Source organism: Denitratisoma sp. DHT3, assembly GCF_007833355.1.
Taxonomy (GTDB): Bacteria; Pseudomonadota; Gammaproteobacteria; order Burkholderiales; family Rhodocyclaceae; genus Denitratisoma.
Genome location: NZ_CP020914.1, coordinates 3639551 through 3655561, shown reverse-complemented (window position 1 = coordinate 3655561; position 16011 = coordinate 3639551). Strand labels below are relative to the sequence as shown.

The 16011-nt window shown below is 67.4% G+C and carries 16 protein-coding genes; 13 read left to right on the top strand and 3 right to left on the bottom strand.

Annotated elements, in window-relative coordinates; genetic code table 11:
- The 3 genes from B9N43_RS16940 to B9N43_RS17270 all read right to left on the bottom strand — a co-directional run.
- Positions 1-935, bottom strand: a 935-nt coding sequence (locus B9N43_RS16940; RefSeq protein WP_145843629.1) for a serine/threonine protein kinase, incomplete at its 3' end; no start/stop codon positions are given.
- 210 nt (positions 936-1145) lie between these two features.
- Positions 1146-1559, bottom strand: a complete 414-nt coding sequence (locus B9N43_RS16935) for a transcriptional regulator (RefSeq protein WP_145840324.1) — start codon at positions 1557-1559, stop codon at positions 1146-1148.
- Between the two features lie 45 nt (positions 1560-1604).
- Entirely contained in the window at positions 1605-1835 is a 231-nt protein-coding gene (locus tag B9N43_RS17270) for a hypothetical protein (RefSeq protein WP_186453901.1), read from the bottom strand.
- On the opposite strand from B9N43_RS17270, the gene B9N43_RS16930 reads away from it, so the two are divergent.
- The 13 genes from B9N43_RS16930 (at position 1755) to B9N43_RS16870 (ending at position 15905) form a co-directional block, all read left to right on the top strand.
- A complete protein-coding gene (locus tag B9N43_RS16930; protein ID WP_315904567.1) occupies positions 1755-3068 on the top strand; it encodes an ExeA family protein in 1314 nt (437 codons plus the stop codon). The genes B9N43_RS17270 and B9N43_RS16930 overlap by 81 nt on opposite strands.
- Positions 3065-4876: a pilus (MSHA type) biogenesis protein MshL gene (gene mshL, locus B9N43_RS16925; RefSeq protein ID WP_186453898.1), complete on the top strand. Its 1812-nt coding sequence runs from the start codon at positions 3065-3067 to the stop codon at positions 4874-4876. The genes B9N43_RS16930 and mshL overlap by 4 nt, the downstream gene beginning before the upstream one ends.
- Positions 4877-5345: 469 nt before the next feature.
- Positions 5346-6581 carry a tetratricopeptide repeat protein gene (locus B9N43_RS16920; protein WP_145843372.1) on the top strand — a complete coding sequence of 412 codons (1236 nt, stop codon included), beginning with the start codon at positions 5346-5348 and terminating at the stop codon, positions 6579-6581.
- Complete coding sequence (locus B9N43_RS16915; RefSeq protein WP_145843371.1) at positions 6578-8296, top strand: GspE/PulE family protein; 1719 nt, start codon at positions 6578-6580, stop codon at positions 8294-8296. Before B9N43_RS16920 ends, B9N43_RS16915 begins: the two co-directional genes overlap by 4 nt.
- On the top strand, positions 8296-9495 hold the full coding sequence (locus B9N43_RS16910) for a type II secretion system F family protein (RefSeq protein WP_145843370.1): 1200 nt from the start codon (positions 8296-8298) through the stop codon (positions 9493-9495). The genes B9N43_RS16915 and B9N43_RS16910 overlap by 1 nt, the downstream gene beginning before the upstream one ends.
- Complete coding sequence (locus tag B9N43_RS16905; RefSeq protein WP_145843369.1) at positions 9492-10937, top strand: hypothetical protein; 1446 nt, start codon at positions 9492-9494, stop codon at positions 10935-10937. The genes B9N43_RS16910 and B9N43_RS16905 overlap by 4 nt, the downstream gene beginning before the upstream one ends.
- The gene (locus B9N43_RS16900; RefSeq protein WP_145843368.1) at positions 10934-11536 is read left to right on the top strand and encodes a hypothetical protein; all 603 of its coding nucleotides are present in this window, start codon (positions 10934-10936) and stop codon (positions 11534-11536) included. Before B9N43_RS16905 ends, B9N43_RS16900 begins: the two co-directional genes overlap by 4 nt.
- Positions 11533-12003 carry a hypothetical protein gene (locus B9N43_RS16895; RefSeq protein ID WP_145843366.1) on the top strand — a complete coding sequence of 157 codons (471 nt, stop codon included), beginning with the start codon at positions 11533-11535 and terminating at the stop codon, positions 12001-12003. The genes B9N43_RS16900 and B9N43_RS16895 overlap by 4 nt, the downstream gene beginning before the upstream one ends.
- Positions 12004-12010: 7 nt before the next feature.
- On the top strand, positions 12011-12718 hold the full coding sequence (locus B9N43_RS16890) for a prepilin-type cleavage/methylation domain-containing protein (RefSeq protein WP_145843365.1): 708 nt from the start codon (positions 12011-12013) through the stop codon (positions 12716-12718).
- 11 nt (positions 12719-12729) lie between these two features.
- On the top strand, positions 12730-13440 hold the full coding sequence (locus B9N43_RS16885) for a type II secretion system protein (RefSeq protein ID WP_145843364.1): 711 nt from the start codon (positions 12730-12732) through the stop codon (positions 13438-13440).
- 10 nt (positions 13441-13450) lie between these two features.
- Positions 13451-14059, top strand: a complete 609-nt coding sequence (locus B9N43_RS16880; RefSeq protein WP_186453896.1) for a response regulator — start codon at positions 13451-13453, stop codon at positions 14057-14059.
- Complete coding sequence (locus B9N43_RS16875; protein WP_145843362.1) at positions 14037-15134, top strand: hypothetical protein; 1098 nt, start codon at positions 14037-14039, stop codon at positions 15132-15134. The genes B9N43_RS16880 and B9N43_RS16875 overlap by 23 nt, the downstream gene beginning before the upstream one ends.
- An 87-nt stretch (positions 15135-15221) precedes the next feature.
- Positions 15222-15905 carry a type II secretion system protein gene (locus B9N43_RS16870; RefSeq protein WP_145843361.1) on the top strand — a complete coding sequence of 228 codons (684 nt, stop codon included), beginning with the start codon at positions 15222-15224 and terminating at the stop codon, positions 15903-15905.
- The last annotated feature ends 106 nt before the right edge of the window (positions 15906-16011 follow it).

Here is a 16011-nt window from a genome sequence, read left to right as displayed (position 1 = left end):
TCTCGATCCGAATTGGTGAGCTTGTTGATCGCCGACACGGAATCCGACAGCGCCGGGAAATCCGACTTGTGGCGCATCCGGCGCAGCAGGAATTCCAGGGTGGCCTGCTGCTGTTCCGTCGCGCCATCGGCGGCGGCGCTGCCGATGTCCAGATAGGCGTCGACGCCGCCGCGCATCTGCCCCGCGTCGCCGAAGCGCAGTTCGCGCTTGCGCGCGCAGGCCTTGAGAATGATGTCGCCGAGCTTCTCGTCGATGCCCCTGGGCAGTTGCACGTCCTCGTTGCGGATGCGGTAGACGATCTGCCCCACCGAGTCGCCCTGGATGGCACGCCGGCCGGTGATCATTTCCAGCAGGATCAGCCCGGCGGCGAACACGTCCATCTGTTCGCTGACGCAGCGGCTCTCCAGGTACTCCGGCGCCATGTAGGCGGGCGTGCCCAGCAGTCCCTCCTCGCCCGCCGGCAGATCGTTGCCCCGCACGGCGATGCCGAAATCCATCACCCGCGGCGCGCCATCCGCGTCCATGATGATGTTGGAAGGCTTCAGGTCCCGATGGATGATGCCCTGCGCATGGGCCTGCGCCAAGGCGCCGAGTACCTGGCGCATCAGGCCGGCGGCCAGCGCCGGCTCGATCGGCCCCTCGCGCCGCAGCCGTTCGGCCAGGGTCTGTCCGGCCACGTATTCGAACACCAGATAGGGATCGCCGCCCTGCTCGCCGGCATCGAAAATCGCCACCACGTTGGGGTGTTGCAGCTTGCTGACGGTGCGCGCCTCCGCCAGCAGCATGGCATTGCGCTGAGGATCGGGCTGGTCGAAATGCATGGTCTTGATGGCGATCTCCCGCTGCAGTTGGGGATCCCAGCCGAGGTAGACCACGCTTTGCGCGCCGCGCCCGAGCTCGCGGCGGATTTCATAACGTCCGATTGTCCGTGCCATGCGCCCGATTCTAGCGCCCGGCGCGCCGCTGCCGGTGCAATTTGCGCGGGGTCGCGGGGCAGCCGCATGAACGACTGCAAATTGGCTCCCCCCCTCCGCAAGGGGGAGGCCAGGAGGAGGACAGGGTGGGATAAATGGCGCATTCAAACGCTTACGCCCCCCCAAAAAAACCCATCCCCACCGCCGTCCCTCCCCTTGAAGGGAGGGACTCTATTTCTGCAACGGCTTCTCGGCGCCGGTATGCACCTGGGCAAAGGTCAGGATGACCTCGCGAAGTATCTTGCGCTGCGGCGCGGGAAGACTCAGGAATGCCTCGAACACCTCGCGTTCCTGGTAGCCCACCGTGGCATCCCATCGCTTCTTTTTCTCGCGCACCGAATTGATGGCGCTCTCGCCGAAGCGCAGGACATGGGGTTCCACCTTCAGCCAGTCGGCGAGCACCTGAAGCTTTTCCTGCGATGGAATGGCTTCGCCCCGCAGCCAGCGGCGCACCGCCTGCACCGTGACCGCCCGGCCCCAGTAGCGGATATTGAACTCCCGTTCCAGCACGATGGGCCTCAGGGGATAACCCGCGTTTTCCATCGCCTTTCGCAGACGCTGACTGAACTCCGCTTTTTCGTCCATGAACAGGAAGTTAATTTCTTGTCACCTTCAATAGAAACTATTTGTTCATTTATTGATAAACTTCATGTTCATTACATTAAAAATGAACGCATCATCCCGATTCGCCTGTCGCCGGTAAGTGGGTGCTGCTCTTGACTCTTCGCCAATGTCCTCCTGTATCTGAAACATTTCGAACTCGCCCGCCCCCCCTTTCAGATCACGCCTGACACCGATTTCTTCTTTTCGGGCAGCCGGCGTGGAGGCATCCTTTCCGCACTGCAGCATGTCGCCTGCCACGAGGAAGGCATCGTCATCGTGGTGGCCGAGATCGGCAGCGGCAAGACGCTGCTCGCCAGATTGCTGATCGCGCACCTGGCGGACAATGTCGATTCGGTGTACCTGGCCAACCCCCGCTTCAGCCGCGACGAGATCATCACCGCCATCTCGCGCGACCTGGGCCTGACCGATCTGTCGTCCTCCACGGAGGGAAGCCTGGCACGCCTGCACGAGGAGCTGCTGCGGCGCCATGCCCAGGGACGCCGCGTCATGCTGGTGGTCGACGAAGCGCACGCGATGCCGCCTGAATCGCTGGAAGAGGTGCGCATGCTGTCGAACCTCGAAACCGACCGTCACAAGCTGGTCAACATCGTGTTGTTCGGCCAGCCCGAGCTCGACACGCTGCTTGCCGACAGGAAGCTGCGGCAGGTCAGGGACCGCGTCATCCACCGCTTCGAACTGCCGCCGCTCACTTCCGAAGAAGCGGAGGCGTATATCGACCACCGCCTGCGCATCGCGGGATGGCGCGGCGGCAGGCTGTTCTCCCCGGCCGCGATGGCGCTGGTGATCAAGGCGTCCCAAGGCCGCGCCCGCCGCATCAATCTGCTCGCCGACAAATCGCTGCTGGCCGCCTATGCCAAAACCGCGCAGCGCGTCGACAAGAGCCATGTGCGGACGGCCTTCGGCGATCTCGACGCAAACCCGGCGCAGACACGAACAGCGGCAAGCCGCCGCGGCTGGCGCCTGGGGGTTTCGAGTTTCGCGCTGGGAGCGTTCCTGTCGGCGGCGGTTGCCTGGTGGCTGGCGCATCCGGCGGCGTCGGCGAGTCCGGCGCCGCAGACCGCCGCCGCCGTCCAGGACGGCATGGGAACGTCATCGCGGGCGGTGTCGCGCAAGGTTTCCCCCGTGGTTTCCCCCGTTATTGCAGAACCGGACCCAGACATGATCATCACACGCACGGAAGCGGCGGTTGCCGACCCGCAGCAGCGCGGATTCACCCTGCAGCTGGCGACACTGCCCGCGCGAGTCGATCTGACGAAATACCTGAACAAAATCAAACCGCACGTCGACCTTTCGAACGTCTATGCGCACAGGAGAAACTATGCCGACCGGGCCGCGGTCGCGATATACCTCGGCAGCTACCCCGACGAGCAGGCGGCTCGTGAGGCGCTGAGCGCCTTGCCGCCGCAACTCAGGGCGGATCATCCGGTGCTCAGGACATGGGCCGGCATCCGAGCGGAGCAACATCCTTGAAACGACACCATCCCCCGACCCGGCGCGCCAGCGCGCGCACCCTCGCGCTCTCGCTGGCACTGGCCATCCTCGCCGCCGGCTGCGCCACGCCGGCGCCCGCCCCATCGGCGCAGCATCTCGAACCCGCCCCTCCGGTCGCCGGTCAGGCGCCGGGGTTCTCCGCCGTACCGGCGCTGCCGCCCCCTCCCCGGCCGACGGAAAAGGCGGAGGTCTACAGCGTCGTCGTGCACAACCTGGACGTTCGGGACCTTCTGTTCGCCCTGGCGCGCGACGCCAAACTGAGCGTGTCGATCCATTCCGGCATTTCCGGCACGGTCACGATGAGCGCGCTCGACCAGAACATCGTCGAGATTCTCGACATCATTGCCACCCAAGTCGACATGCGCTACGAGTTGAACGGCAAAAAGCTGTCGATCATGCCGGACGTCCCCTATCTCAAGATGTACAAGGTCAACTATCCGAACATTTCGCGCCGCGCGGAAAGCTCGGTCGGCCTCTCGACCACGATTGGCGGTTCGGGTGGCGGTTCGGGTGGCGGCTCGGGCAGCGGGGGCGGCGTCAGCAATCAGTCGAGTTCCCGTATCTCCAATACGGCGAACAATGATTTCTGGAACACCCTGATCGAAAACCTGCGCGATCTGTTGCGCGAAACCGACCGGATCGTTACGGAAGATCAGCCCGCCGCAACCGCGCCGGCGGTCGCGGCAACGGCCACCGCCCCGGCTCAGCCGCAACCCACCGTCTCCAGCGTCCAGGCCGCGAACGCCGTGGTCAATGCGTCGAACGCGGCGCGCGCCAGCCAGGCCGCCCCCGCCGCCGCGCGGCCGGTGGTGTATCGCGAAGCGGCCTCGATCATCGCCAATCCGGAAAACGGCGTGGTCAACGTCCGCGCCACGCAACGCCAGCACGACAAAGTGCGCGAGTTTCTCGACAGCGTCATGGAAAACGCGCGGCGGCAGGTGCTGATCGAGGCGACCGTCGTCGAAGTCGACTTGTCCGATCGCTACCAGCAGGGTATCGACTGGAGCCTGATCCGCAACGGCTCGACCTCGGCACAGATCGATTTCAGTCCGGTCGGCCCCGCCAACGGCATGATCACGGGCGGCCTGCTCAGCGGCCTGTCGACGCTGACCATCAGCAAGGCGTACAAGAGCGGCAGCATCAGCGCGGTGACGCAGTTGCTGGAATCGTTCGGCACCCTGCGCGTGCTCTCCAGCCCGAAACTGTCGATGCTCAACAGCCAGACCAGCGTGCTCAAGGTGGTGGACAACGAAATCTACTTCACCATCGACGTCACCGCCGGCACCCCCGCCACCCTGACCACGCCCGCCGTCGCGCCGACCTACACCAGTCAGGTGCATACCGTGCCGATCGGTTTCCTGATGACGGTGATGCCGCAGATCGATGGCAACGGCGAAGTCATCCTCAACCTTCGACCGACGATCAGCCGGATCACCTCCTACGCCGTGGATCCCAGCCCCGCGCTCAAGAACGCCGGTGTGACCAACATGATTCCGGTGGTGCAGAGCCGCGAGATGGAATCGATCATGCGCGTGCAATCGGGAGACATCGCGGTGCTGGGCGGCCTGATACAGGATTCGAGCAACCGCAACGTGGACGGCGTGCCCGGCCTGAACAAGGTGCCCGGGTTGGGCGATCTGTTCTCCTACAAGGACAACAGGAGCCGCAAGACCGAGCTGGTGATCTTCATCCGGCCCACGGTATTGAACGACGCCAGCCTGGCGGGAGACTTCAAGGGCTTCCGGTCCGTCGTGTCCGACACCCGCAAGGCATTCGGCAGGCCTTGATCCCTAAGCGACCAAGTCATGACAAATCTTATGAATTGCGAGCGAAGCAAGCCAAATAGTCACCTCCCCCGCGAGGGGGGCGGAGGCGGGGTTTCGCGGAGCACTGCTCCGCGCCGCCGCAGCGGGCCGGCTGTGCAAAGCCGGCCCTGGGCGGCCGGGAGGGGGCGGGCGTCTTTGCTGCTTTTCCGGCCCAGCGGCAAAGTACTTCATCGAAGCTGCTCCCGTTTGGTTCCGGCTTGGCCGGCTTGGTCATGAGCTTGCTTCTCGACGCCCTGCAGCGCGCCAGCGAGGAAAAGGAACAGCGGGAAAAAGCCGCGCAGCCCCTTCCGTCCGTCTCGCCCCCCGCGCCCGCGCTGGAGTTTCCGGCCATCGACGCATTGCGGATCGACGCGGAGACATTCCCAGAGCAAGCCGAGGGTCCGCCCCCCTGGACGACACCGTGGAGCCCCCCGCATTCCCGGCGGCGACGATGTCCCTGAAAATGGAACCCCTGCCGACCCCGGTCGAGGCCGCCGAAACCATTCAAGTCGCCCAAGCCATCCAAACCACGCCGGACGCCACGCCGGCACCGGTCGCCATGGCGTCGGCGCAGGACACTGCCGCACAGACGGCGTCAGTCGACGTAGAACCGGCCCCCGCACTCGAACCGGCCCCGCAAAGCCCCGCGCACGCATCTCCCCAGGTGGCCCGGCAACTATTCGAGGCCGGCCGGAGACCCGAACCGCGCAGGTCGCGCCGCAAGCCGATCCTGCTTGGCGCGCTCGGAATCGGCGTGTGCGCCGCCGGCGCCGCCCTGCTGACGATCGGACTTCCAGGGCTTCCATCGTCATCGTCGAATCTCATCGGGACGGAACTCGCCGGAAACACGGCGACCGCCGATGCAGCGCCGTCCGTCGTTCCGCCAGCCGCGCCGGAGGGCGGCGACGAAGCGGCGGCCCGCCTGCCCGCCGCCGCGACGCCCGCGCCTTCCCAGCCGGCACCGGCATCGACCGCCCGCGAAGCCCCTCCGGTCGCCGCGAACAATCGATTGTCACTGCGCGGCAAACGCGATCAACCGGTGTTCATCGCCTCGCCCGCCACGGCCACGGCGCTGGATAGCGCATATGCCGCCCTCACCGCCGGCCGCTTCGACGAAGCGGCGGAGCACTATCGCCGGGCACTCGCCGGCAACGGCGGCGAAATCGACGCCCTGCTCGGGCTTGCGTACATCGCCAGGCGCGAGGGACGCAATCCGGAGGCGCGGGACTATTACGGCGAGATCCTGCGCACGGCCCCGTCCCATCCGGACGCGACCGCGGGACTGCTTGCGCTGGCCGCCGACGGCGACATCCTGGCGGCCGCATCACGCGCCGCCGACAATGCCCAGCGCAATCCCGGTTCGGCGAACGCCCAGGCGGCGCTCGGCGACCTGCGGGCACGGCAGGGACGATTCGCCGACGCGCAGCAGGCGTTCTTCAGGGCCTTCTCCCTCGAACCGGGCAACCCGCTCCATGCCTACAACCTGGCCGTCGCCCTGGATCGCTTGCACAAGTATCCCCAGGCACTGGACTACTACAGGCGGTCGATCGCCCTGTCCGAGAGACTCCCCGTGGAGGCGTTCCCATCGCGCTCGCTGGCCCTGCAGCGCGCCGGGCAACTCGAGCAGGGCGCGGCGCCCTCGCCATCCGCCGGAGACGGCGCCCGGCAAGGTCGGGAATCCCCATGAGCGACCAACCCACAACCGCCGGAACCCCGCCGGCCAGGCTCGGCGACCTGCTGCTCGATCGCGGCCTGATCACGCTGGATCAGCTGCGTATCGCCCTGCAGGAGCAGCAGGTGATGGGCAAGCCGCTCGGCGAAACCCTGCTTGCGCTCGGTTTCATCACCGAGGAAATCCTGCGCGGCGCCCTCGCCACCAGCCTCGGCGAGGAGGCGATCAGCCTCGAGGACATCGCGGCCGATCCCGCGGCGCTGGCCCTGATCGGCAAGCCGATCGCCAAGCGGCTGAACCTGTTTCCGGTCAGCCTCGAGCGGCAGCGGAACGAATTGCTGATCGCCAGCGCGGACCCCGGCAACATCGTCGCCGCCGACCAGGTCAACGCCCTGCTGCAGGGAAAGGCCAAACCGCTCTGGCGGCTCGCCAGCAACGCCGAGATCCAGACGGCCATCGAGCATTTCTATGGCCACGAACTGTCGATCGACGGCATCCTGCACGAACTCGATACGGGCAACATCGACGCGGCGAGCCTGGAGCAGAACCCCAGCGGCTACAGCCATCCGGTGGTGCGGCTGATGGACGCCCTGCTGGTCGACGCGACCCTGAGCGGCGCGTCCGACATCCACTTCGAGCCCGAGCCCCGCTTCCTCCGCATCCGCTACCGCATCGACGGCGTGCTGCGCCAGGTGCGGGTGCTCAACCTGCGCTACTGGTCCGCGATGGTGGTCAGGCTGAAGGTGATGGCGGGCATGAACATCGCCGAAACCCGTGCGCCGCAGGACGGGCGCATTTCGCTGACGATTTCCGGGCGCCCGGTGGACTTCCGTTCCGCCACTCAGCCGGTGATCCACGGCGAGAATTTCGTGCTGCGCATCCTCGACCGCGTCCACGGACTGGTGCCCATCGACGAACTCGGGCTGACCGGCAAGCAGCTGACGCTGCTCAAGCTGATGCTGGCGCGGCCCGAGGGCATCCTGCTCGTCACCGGCCCCACCGGATCGGGCAAGACCACCACGCTGTACTCCGTCCTCGGCCACCTCAACAAGGAAGGCGTGAACATCATGACGCTGGAGGATCCGGTCGAATACCCGTTGCCGATGATCCGCCAGACCTCGGTGTCCGAGACGGTGAAGATGGACTTCGCGGAAGGCATCCGGTCGATGATGCGCCAGGACCCGGACGTGATCCTCGTCGGCGAGATCCGCGACCACGACACCGCCGAAATGGCATTCCGCGCCGCCATGACCGGCCACCAGGTGTTTTCGACCCTGCACACCAATTCCGCGATCCAGTCGATCCCACGACTGCTCAACCTCAACGTCAAGGCCAATGTGATGGCCGGCAACATCATTGGCATCGTCGCCCAGCGCCTGGTCAGGACGCTGTGCCCGAAGTGCAAGAAACCCGAAGTCCCCAATCCGATCGAGGCCGAGCTGCTGGGTCTCGCCGGCGCCGAAACCGCCAGCGTCTACCGGCCCGTGGGTTGCCAGGCCTGCGAGTTCCTCGGCTACAAGGGGCGCATCGCGATCTTCGAGCTGCTCAAGTTCGACAAGGGATTCGACGAACTGATCACCCGGGAAGCCAGCGTCAACGCGCTCGAGGACCACGCGCGCAGCAGGGGCTTCGTCAGCATGGCCGAGGACGGCCTGCGCCGGGTGCGCGAGGGGGTCACCACCATCGACGAAATCAGCCGCGTGGTCGACCTCACGGAGAACATCGCCTGATGCCGCGCTTCCAGTATCGCGCCGCGGACGCCAACCACCGCATCGTCAAGGGCCAGATCGAGGCGCTGCACGAAACCGACCTCGTCACCCAGCTGGACCGGCTCGGACTCACCCTGGTCCGCGCCAGCGTCGTCACGAAGCACAAGCGCGCGGTCAAGAGCCTCACGCAGCAGGAACTCATCAACTTCCTGTTCCAGATGGAAATGCTGATGCGGGCGGGGGTGCCGATCCTCACCGCGCTGGGCGACATGCGCGACACCGCGGCCTCGACCGAAGCGCAGCATCTCTCGGCCGGCCTCTACGAGCGCATCCAGTCGGGCGAGACGCTCGCCGCCGCGATGGACAAATACCCCGGCATCTTCTCCGAGGTGGTGGTGAACCTGGTCTCCTCGGGCGAGGTGACCGGCAATCTGCCCGAGGTGTTGCGCGAACTGGTGCGTGCGCTGAAGTGGCAGCACGAAATCGCCGCCCAGACCAAGAAAATGCTGATGTACCCCGCCTTCGCCATGACGGTGATCGGTATCGTGGTGGTCTTCATGATGATGTACGTGGTACCGCAACTGACCACCTTCCTGCTCAGCATGGAGCAGGGCGTGCCCATCCAGACCCGCGCCCTGATCTGGGTTTCCGACCTGTTCCTGAAATACTGGTGGGCGCTCATCGCCCTGCCGCCGCTGCTGATCGCCGGCGTCGTGGCGCTGGCGCAGGCCAACCCCGGGGTGCGCCATTTCCTCCACTTCCTGGTGCTGAGAATCCCGCTATTCGGCGAAGTCCTGAAAAAAATCATCCTGGCGCGGCTTACCGACACCTTCGCCCTGATGTATGGAACCGGCATCCCCGTGCTCGACGGACTCGGCCACTGCCGCAAGGTGTCGGGAAACCTCGTCATCCAGGACGCCATCGGCCGCGTCATCGAACGAATCGCCAGCGGCACCTCGATCTCGAGCAGCTTCGCGGCCGAGCGGCTGTTCCCCGTCCTGGTGATCCGCATGCTGCAGGTGGGCGAATCGAGCGGCGCGCTGGACGAGTCGCTGAAGAACGTCAGCTATTTCTATACGCGCGAAATCAACGAATCCATCGGCAAGGCTCAGGCCATGATCCAACCCATCATCACCGTCGCCATGGGACTGATCCTCGGCTGGATCATGTTCGCCGTGCTGAGCCCGATCTACGACTCGCTCTCGAAGATGAAGACATGAGTCAGGTTCTCTACATCGGTCCGACCGGACAGGCGCTGTGGCGCCGCGAGGAAGGGCGCTGGCGGCATGGCGCCGCGCCGGCCGCGGAGGCTGCCTGGGTCGTGACCGACCTGCCCGAGGAAAGCATCTCGAAAATCCGTACGCCGCGCCTGCTCGGCCGCGACCGCAGCGCCCTCATCGCGCGCCAGCTGGCGGCGGCCTATCCCGACTCGCCATACCGCACTTTCCTGACGCCAGCGCAGCAAGGCGGCCTGCTCGACCGGCTGGCGCCGACTCGACATATCCTCTACGGCATCGGCGCCAGGGAACGCATCGACTCCGCGCTCGACGCCCTCGCGGCGCCAGTCGCCGGCGTGTGGCCGACCTCGCTGCTCCTCTGGCAACTGTGCCGGCACAAGGACCTGCCCGCAGACCTCCTGATCGCCCTGCCCGGCCCCGACAACCTGCGCATCGTGTACCTGCGCAAGCGGACGCCCGTCTTGACGCGACTGACGCCGACGCCCGACCTGCATGCGAAGCAGATCATCGAGGAAATCGTCCGCACCCTGCGTTATCTGGAAAACACGCAGGTCGTGAAACGCGAAGGCAAGCCGCACCCGCTGCTCTATCTGGGCGACAGCGGCGATATGAAACCGCTGCTCACGGCCAACAACCTGCGTCTGGTGACGCTGCCGGGTACGACAGCGGCCAGCCCGGCCGACTGGCGGCAGCGCCTGTTCGACCTCGCGCTGCGCTCGCCCGCGGGGCAACTGGCCCCCGTCGAGCGGCGCATCCCGTATCTGGCGGCCCGGGTGCGGCGGGCGACGCGCCATTGGATCGCCGGCGCGCTGGTCGTCGGCGCAGCGATCGTCGCGGCCAACCTGCATACCGTGTATGGTCTGCTCACGGAAAAACGGGCGATCGACGCGGAAAACGAGCGCGCCGCGACGCAGCAGCGCGCCGTCAGCGGCGAAATAGCGCGGTACGACGTCGAGCCCGCGCTGGTGCGCCGTGCGATCGCGCTGCACCAGGAGGAAATCGCCGCGGCGCCCGACGCCGCGTATTACCTGCGGCTGGCCGGCGGCTTGATCGCCTTCGACCCCAACCTGCGCCTGGCCAATTTTTCCTGGCGCGAACTCGAGGCCGGCGTGCCGCCCTGCGCCGCGACGGCCGATGCGCTCGCCGCCGTCAAGGATGCGCGAGCGCCGGCACGCAAGGTCGAACTCCGTTTCGAACTCGCCATCCCGCCGAGCTACAGGCCGAGCGAGCACGCCTTCGCCTTGCGCTCCGTATCGCGCCGCATCGCGGCAGTCGCCGGCATCACCCTCTGGCAGGATGCCACGCACGATGCCGCCGGCAGCAGCCTGCGCGGGGGCGTCGCCGCCAACGGCGCGGAAAAATTCGCCTGGTGCGTCACTTTGCCCAGCGCCCTCCCGCTCCCTCCAGAGGCGAACAACTCATGAGCCCGATCCATGCCATCGCCCGACGCGCGCGCCGGCCGTTGCTCGTGCTCGCGACCGTGCTGGCGGGCGCCGTGCTGCTCGCTGCCGGCAGCGCCCTCCTGCGCGGCCGGCTCGCCGAGACGCTGGCGAACCGCAAGCTCGTTCTGTCAACCCTGCAAAGCGAGCTGGCGCAAAGGCAGCTCGACCTGAACAACATCCAACTGCATATCGAACAGTTCCGTGCGCTCAAGCAACGAGGGCTGGTGGGGGAGGCCGACCGGGAAGGCTGGGTCGAACAGTTGGTTGCCGTCGGCAAGCAACTGTGGCCGGATGGCGGCACCCTCAGCTATACCCTCGAACCGCCGCAAGCACTGACCGACGCCGCCACGGCGGAGGCGTATTCCTCCGCCTCGTCTGTCGCCCCGCTCCGGCACGACCTCAGGATCGACCTGCAGAATGTGCACGAGGACGAACTCCTCACCCTGTTGCAGCGCTACGCTCGGGAGGTCAAGGGCAGTTTCCGCGTCGAGGGCTGCCACCTCGACAACCCGGGCCCGACCGGCCTGTATGCCAGTTGCACGCTCCGCTTCTTCACCTTGCCGGAAGGGAAGGCATCATGAGCCGGCCTCGCCTGCGGCCATCGTCCGGCCCCTCCCGCCCCTCCCTCCCCCTCTGGCGGCGGCCGGGTTCGATGCTGGCCGTACTGCTCGCCTGCGCCCTTTCCTCTCTCACGCCGGTCGCCGCCGGGACGCCGCCGCCGCGCCTGGGCACCCTGTTGTTCTCACCCGAGGAGCGCATGGCGATCACGGCGGCGCGCGGCGGCGCGGGCGCCGCAGCCGCGACGGCGGACAGGTCGGTGACGCTGGGAGGCGTGGTGCGGCGGAACAAGGGCCGCAGCACGGCCTGGATCAACGGTGCGGCGGTCGTCGAAGGAAGCGCAGTGCCGGAAGTCGGGACGCCCCGTATCGCGCCGAAGCAGATCGTGATCGACGGGCGGCCGGTGCGCATTGGCGAGACACTCAATCTCGACCACGGCACGCGCTCGGATTTCCTGCCGGGCGACGCCAGGGTGGAACGGAAGCGGTGAGGTCGCCATGACGCGCCGCCGCGAAACCGGCATGGCATTGCTGATGCTGATGACGATCCTCGGCCTGATCGGCGCCATGTTCGCGATGCGCGCTTTCGGCAACGGCCAGGCCGCCGCCGTGGCGGCGACGCGCAGCGGCGCTCTGCTGGCCGCGGGAGTGGATGCGCTGGTGGGCTATGCGGCGAGCGTGACGCCGCCCCACCTGCCCTGCCCGGACAAGACCACCGCCGCCGGCGTCGGCGTCGCCAACGACGGCCGGGAAGACCGCAACCCCGCCGGCACCTGCGTCACCCAGGAAGGCAACCTGCCCTGGATCACCCTGGGCCTTACCGGCACCGACGCCTGGAGCCGCCGCATCCGCTATCGCGTCACCCCGGCCTTCTCCGACAGCGCCACCGGCATGCTGCTGACCAGCGTCGGCACCCTCGACGTCACCAACCTCGACACCACGCCCGCCAGCGTCGTCACCGCCAACGTGCCCGTGGTCCTGCTCTCCCACGGCAGGAACGGTTCCGGCGCCATCAGCGGCGGCGGCGCCGCCATCGCCGCGCCCACCGGCGCCGACGAACTCGAGAACACCGATGGCGACGACCACTTCGTCACCCGCGGCCCCGTCGACGACCCCGCCGCTCCGGGCGGCGAATTCGACGACATCGTCGCCTGGTTGACGTCGGCGAAGTTGTTCGCCCGCATGCAGCAGATCGGAAAACTGTGAGGAGACGTGCCATGACGCGACGACGAGCCAACGGCTTCACCCTGGTGGAATTGTCGATCGTGTTCCTCATCGTCGCACTGTTGCTGGGCAGCGGCCTGGCGGTGTTCAGCACCCAGGTGGACCAGCAGAAGATCGAGAGCACGCGGCGGACGCTCGACGACGCGGCCGCGGCGCTGGTGGGCTATGCGGCGAGCGTGACGCCGCCCCACCTGCCCTGCCCGGACAAGACCACCGCCGCCGGCGTCGGCGTCGCCAACGACGGCCGGGAAGACCGCAACCCCGTCGGCACCTGCGTCGTCCAGGAAGGCAACCTGCCCTGGATCACCCTGGGCCTCGCCGGCACCGACGCCTGGAGCCGCCGCATCCGCTATCGCGTCACCCCGGCCTTCTCCGACAGCGCCACCGGCATGCTGCTGACCAGCGTCGGCACCCTCGACGTCGAGAACCGCGACACCACGCCCGCCAGCACCGCCGCCGCCAACGTGCCCGTGGTCCTGGTCTCACACGGCAAGAACGGTTCCGGCGCCATCAGCAGCGGCGGCGCCGCCATCGCCGCGCCCACCGGCGCCGACGAACTCGAGAACACCGATGGCGACAATCTCTTCGTCACCCGCGGCCTCGTCGACAATTCCGCCGCCCCGGGCGGCGAATTCGACGACGCCGTCACCTGGCTGTCGGCCCGCGTCCTGCTCAACCGGATGCTGGAAGCGGGGAAATTCTGAGCGGCGCGCCATGGATGTCCGATCGCTCCTGATCGTCGAGGACGACCCGGCACTGTCCGGTTACCTCCGCGCCATCCTCACCGACATTGGGTTCGAGGTCGGCATCGCGGACAGCAGGGAAACGGCGCTGCCGCATCTGCAGTCGTCATCGCCGCCGGCCCTGCTGGTGCTCGATCTGGGGTTGCCGCCGGCGCCGAGCAGCATGCGCGAGGGCCTGGGAATACTCGACGAGTGCCTGCGCCGCAGCCCATCGACGAAAGTGATCGTCCTCACCGGACAGGACGAAAATGCGGCCGCGCTGGAAGCGGTGCGGCGCGGCGCCTTCGACTTCCTGCTCAAGCCGGTCGCGGTGGCCGCGCTGGTGCAGGCGGTGCGCCGCGCCGAACTCTTCGCCCGCCAGGAGGCGCGCATGGTGGAGGCCGGCGAAGCCCGCCTGCAGATCACGGCCCGCGTGAACGAAGGCCCCAGGGAAGCGGCGGCGGCGGCGGAAGAGCAGCTCTTGCGGCGCACCCTGGCCGACACCGACCACAACGTCGCCGAAACCGCCCGCCGCCTCAGCCTGGCGCGTGAACACGTCTACTACTACCTGAAGAAATATGGACTTCGGCGGCCCGGCTAGCCTGGGGCTGATGCTGGCCGTGGTCGGCATGGCGCTGCTCGCCGCCAGTCTGCGGGTGGCGAGCGTGGGGCGCAGCTATCGGCGCCGCATGGAGAACATCCTCGCGCTCGCCGGCCAGCCGATCGATCCGCTCGACCTGCCGGCGGCGGCATGGCCGGACCTGTGTGCCGGCGGCTGGCGCCGCATGCGCTGGGGAGGCAGTTGGTTCGGCCAGCCGGTCAGCGGCCTGCTCGAGGATCGGGAGCATGGCGGCCAGCCACGGACCAGGCCCCTGCGTTTCGCGCTGAGCAGCGGCGACGAAGTCGAACTCCGGCTCGAACTGGTCCATGCCGCCCGGTGGGGAGAGAACCGGGTGTTCGCCGAGCATCTCGCCCGGGTCTTCGCGCTGCTCCTCGAAACGCGCCTGCACGCCCGCACCGAGGCGCTCTCGGCCGCTCTCGCGGAACGCGCCCGCCTGTCGCTTTACCTGCAACACGACATGCGCAACCTGGCGCAGTGGGTGCTCTGGGTAAGCGCCGACTTCGCCGGCGCCGAAACCGCCGCCGCGATGCAGGCGGCCGCCCGCCGCCTGCGCGACAACGCCGCGCTGGCCCAGGAACGCGCCGAGCGGCTGATCGACGCGCTGGGAAAACGATATGAAACGGAAGCGGCCGCGCGGGTCGACCTGCGCCTGGCCGCCGCGCGGGCCGCCCAGCTCGCCGGCATCGACCTCGCCATCGTGGGCGAGGCCAGCGCCTGGGTCTCGCCGCATCTGCTGACGCGCACGCTCGACAATCTGTTCACCAACTTGGCCCAGGCGTGGCGCGACGGCAGCCCATCCATGCTGGAAATCCGCCTCGCCGCGGGGGCCGCGACGGTCGAACTGGCGTTTTTCAGTCCGCTCCCGGACGGAAGCCCCCGCCTGGGCGCCCAGAAACTGTTCGAGCCGTTTTCCAGCGGGCGTCCGGGCGGGCTCGGGCTCGGGCTGTACCAGGCGCGCAAGAGCCTGCGCGAGGGCGGCGGCGACCTGCGGGCCAGGCCCGCCGACGACGGCGTGTATTTCATCCTCGACCTGCCCGCGGCGCACCCCCTGTAAAGAAATTTGACTTCCGCGGTCGCCTTGCGGCGGCCAGAATCATTCCGTCGTAATACCGTCATTACATTCCCTGAAAGGAAAACATCCATGAAACGCCACCCGCTTCAGCGCCAGAAAGGTTTCACCCTGGTCGAAATCGCCATCGTCCTGGTGATCATCGGCGTCCTGCTCGCCGGGGTCCTGCAAGGCCAGGAAATGATCGAAAACAGCAAGACCAAATCGATCGTCAACGACATGAAGTCGATCCAGGCCGCCTACAACGGCTACATCGACCGCTACAACACGCCCCCGGGAGACGAAGCCCTCGCCACCTTCCAAGCTCGCGGCTGGCCCAACACGGTAGGAAGCGCCGCTAGCAACGGCATTCTCACGGCCCCGATCGGCGCCACCTTCACCAACGCGGCCGGCGAGAACCAGGTCTTCTGGCAGGCCTTGCGCGCTTCCGGACTGTTGAGCGGAGACCCCACCGCCGTAGGCACGGCGGCACTGCCCAGGCATCGCGCCAACGGCGCGCTCGGCATCGCCACCGGCCAGGTGTACGGACTGACGGGAGCCTTCGTCTGCGCTTCCAATCTGTCGTCCAAGCAAGCCGCCGCGGTGGATACCTTGATCGACGGTCCCCTGCCCGCCAACAACATCGGCAACAACATCGGCAATCTGCGTGGGGCGACCGGCAACGCGCCGTTGGCACCCACCGCCCTCGTGCCTGGCGGGGCCACTTACGACGAAACCATCGCTACCACCTGGACCGTGTGCATGAAGATCGGTTGATCGATCCCTGCTTCGCACTGCCGCCACGGCAGGCGCCGCGATCACGCGGCGCCTGCCGTTTTTTCATGGTGACCGGAGCAAGGTCGCGGGGCAGGCCAGGGCAATC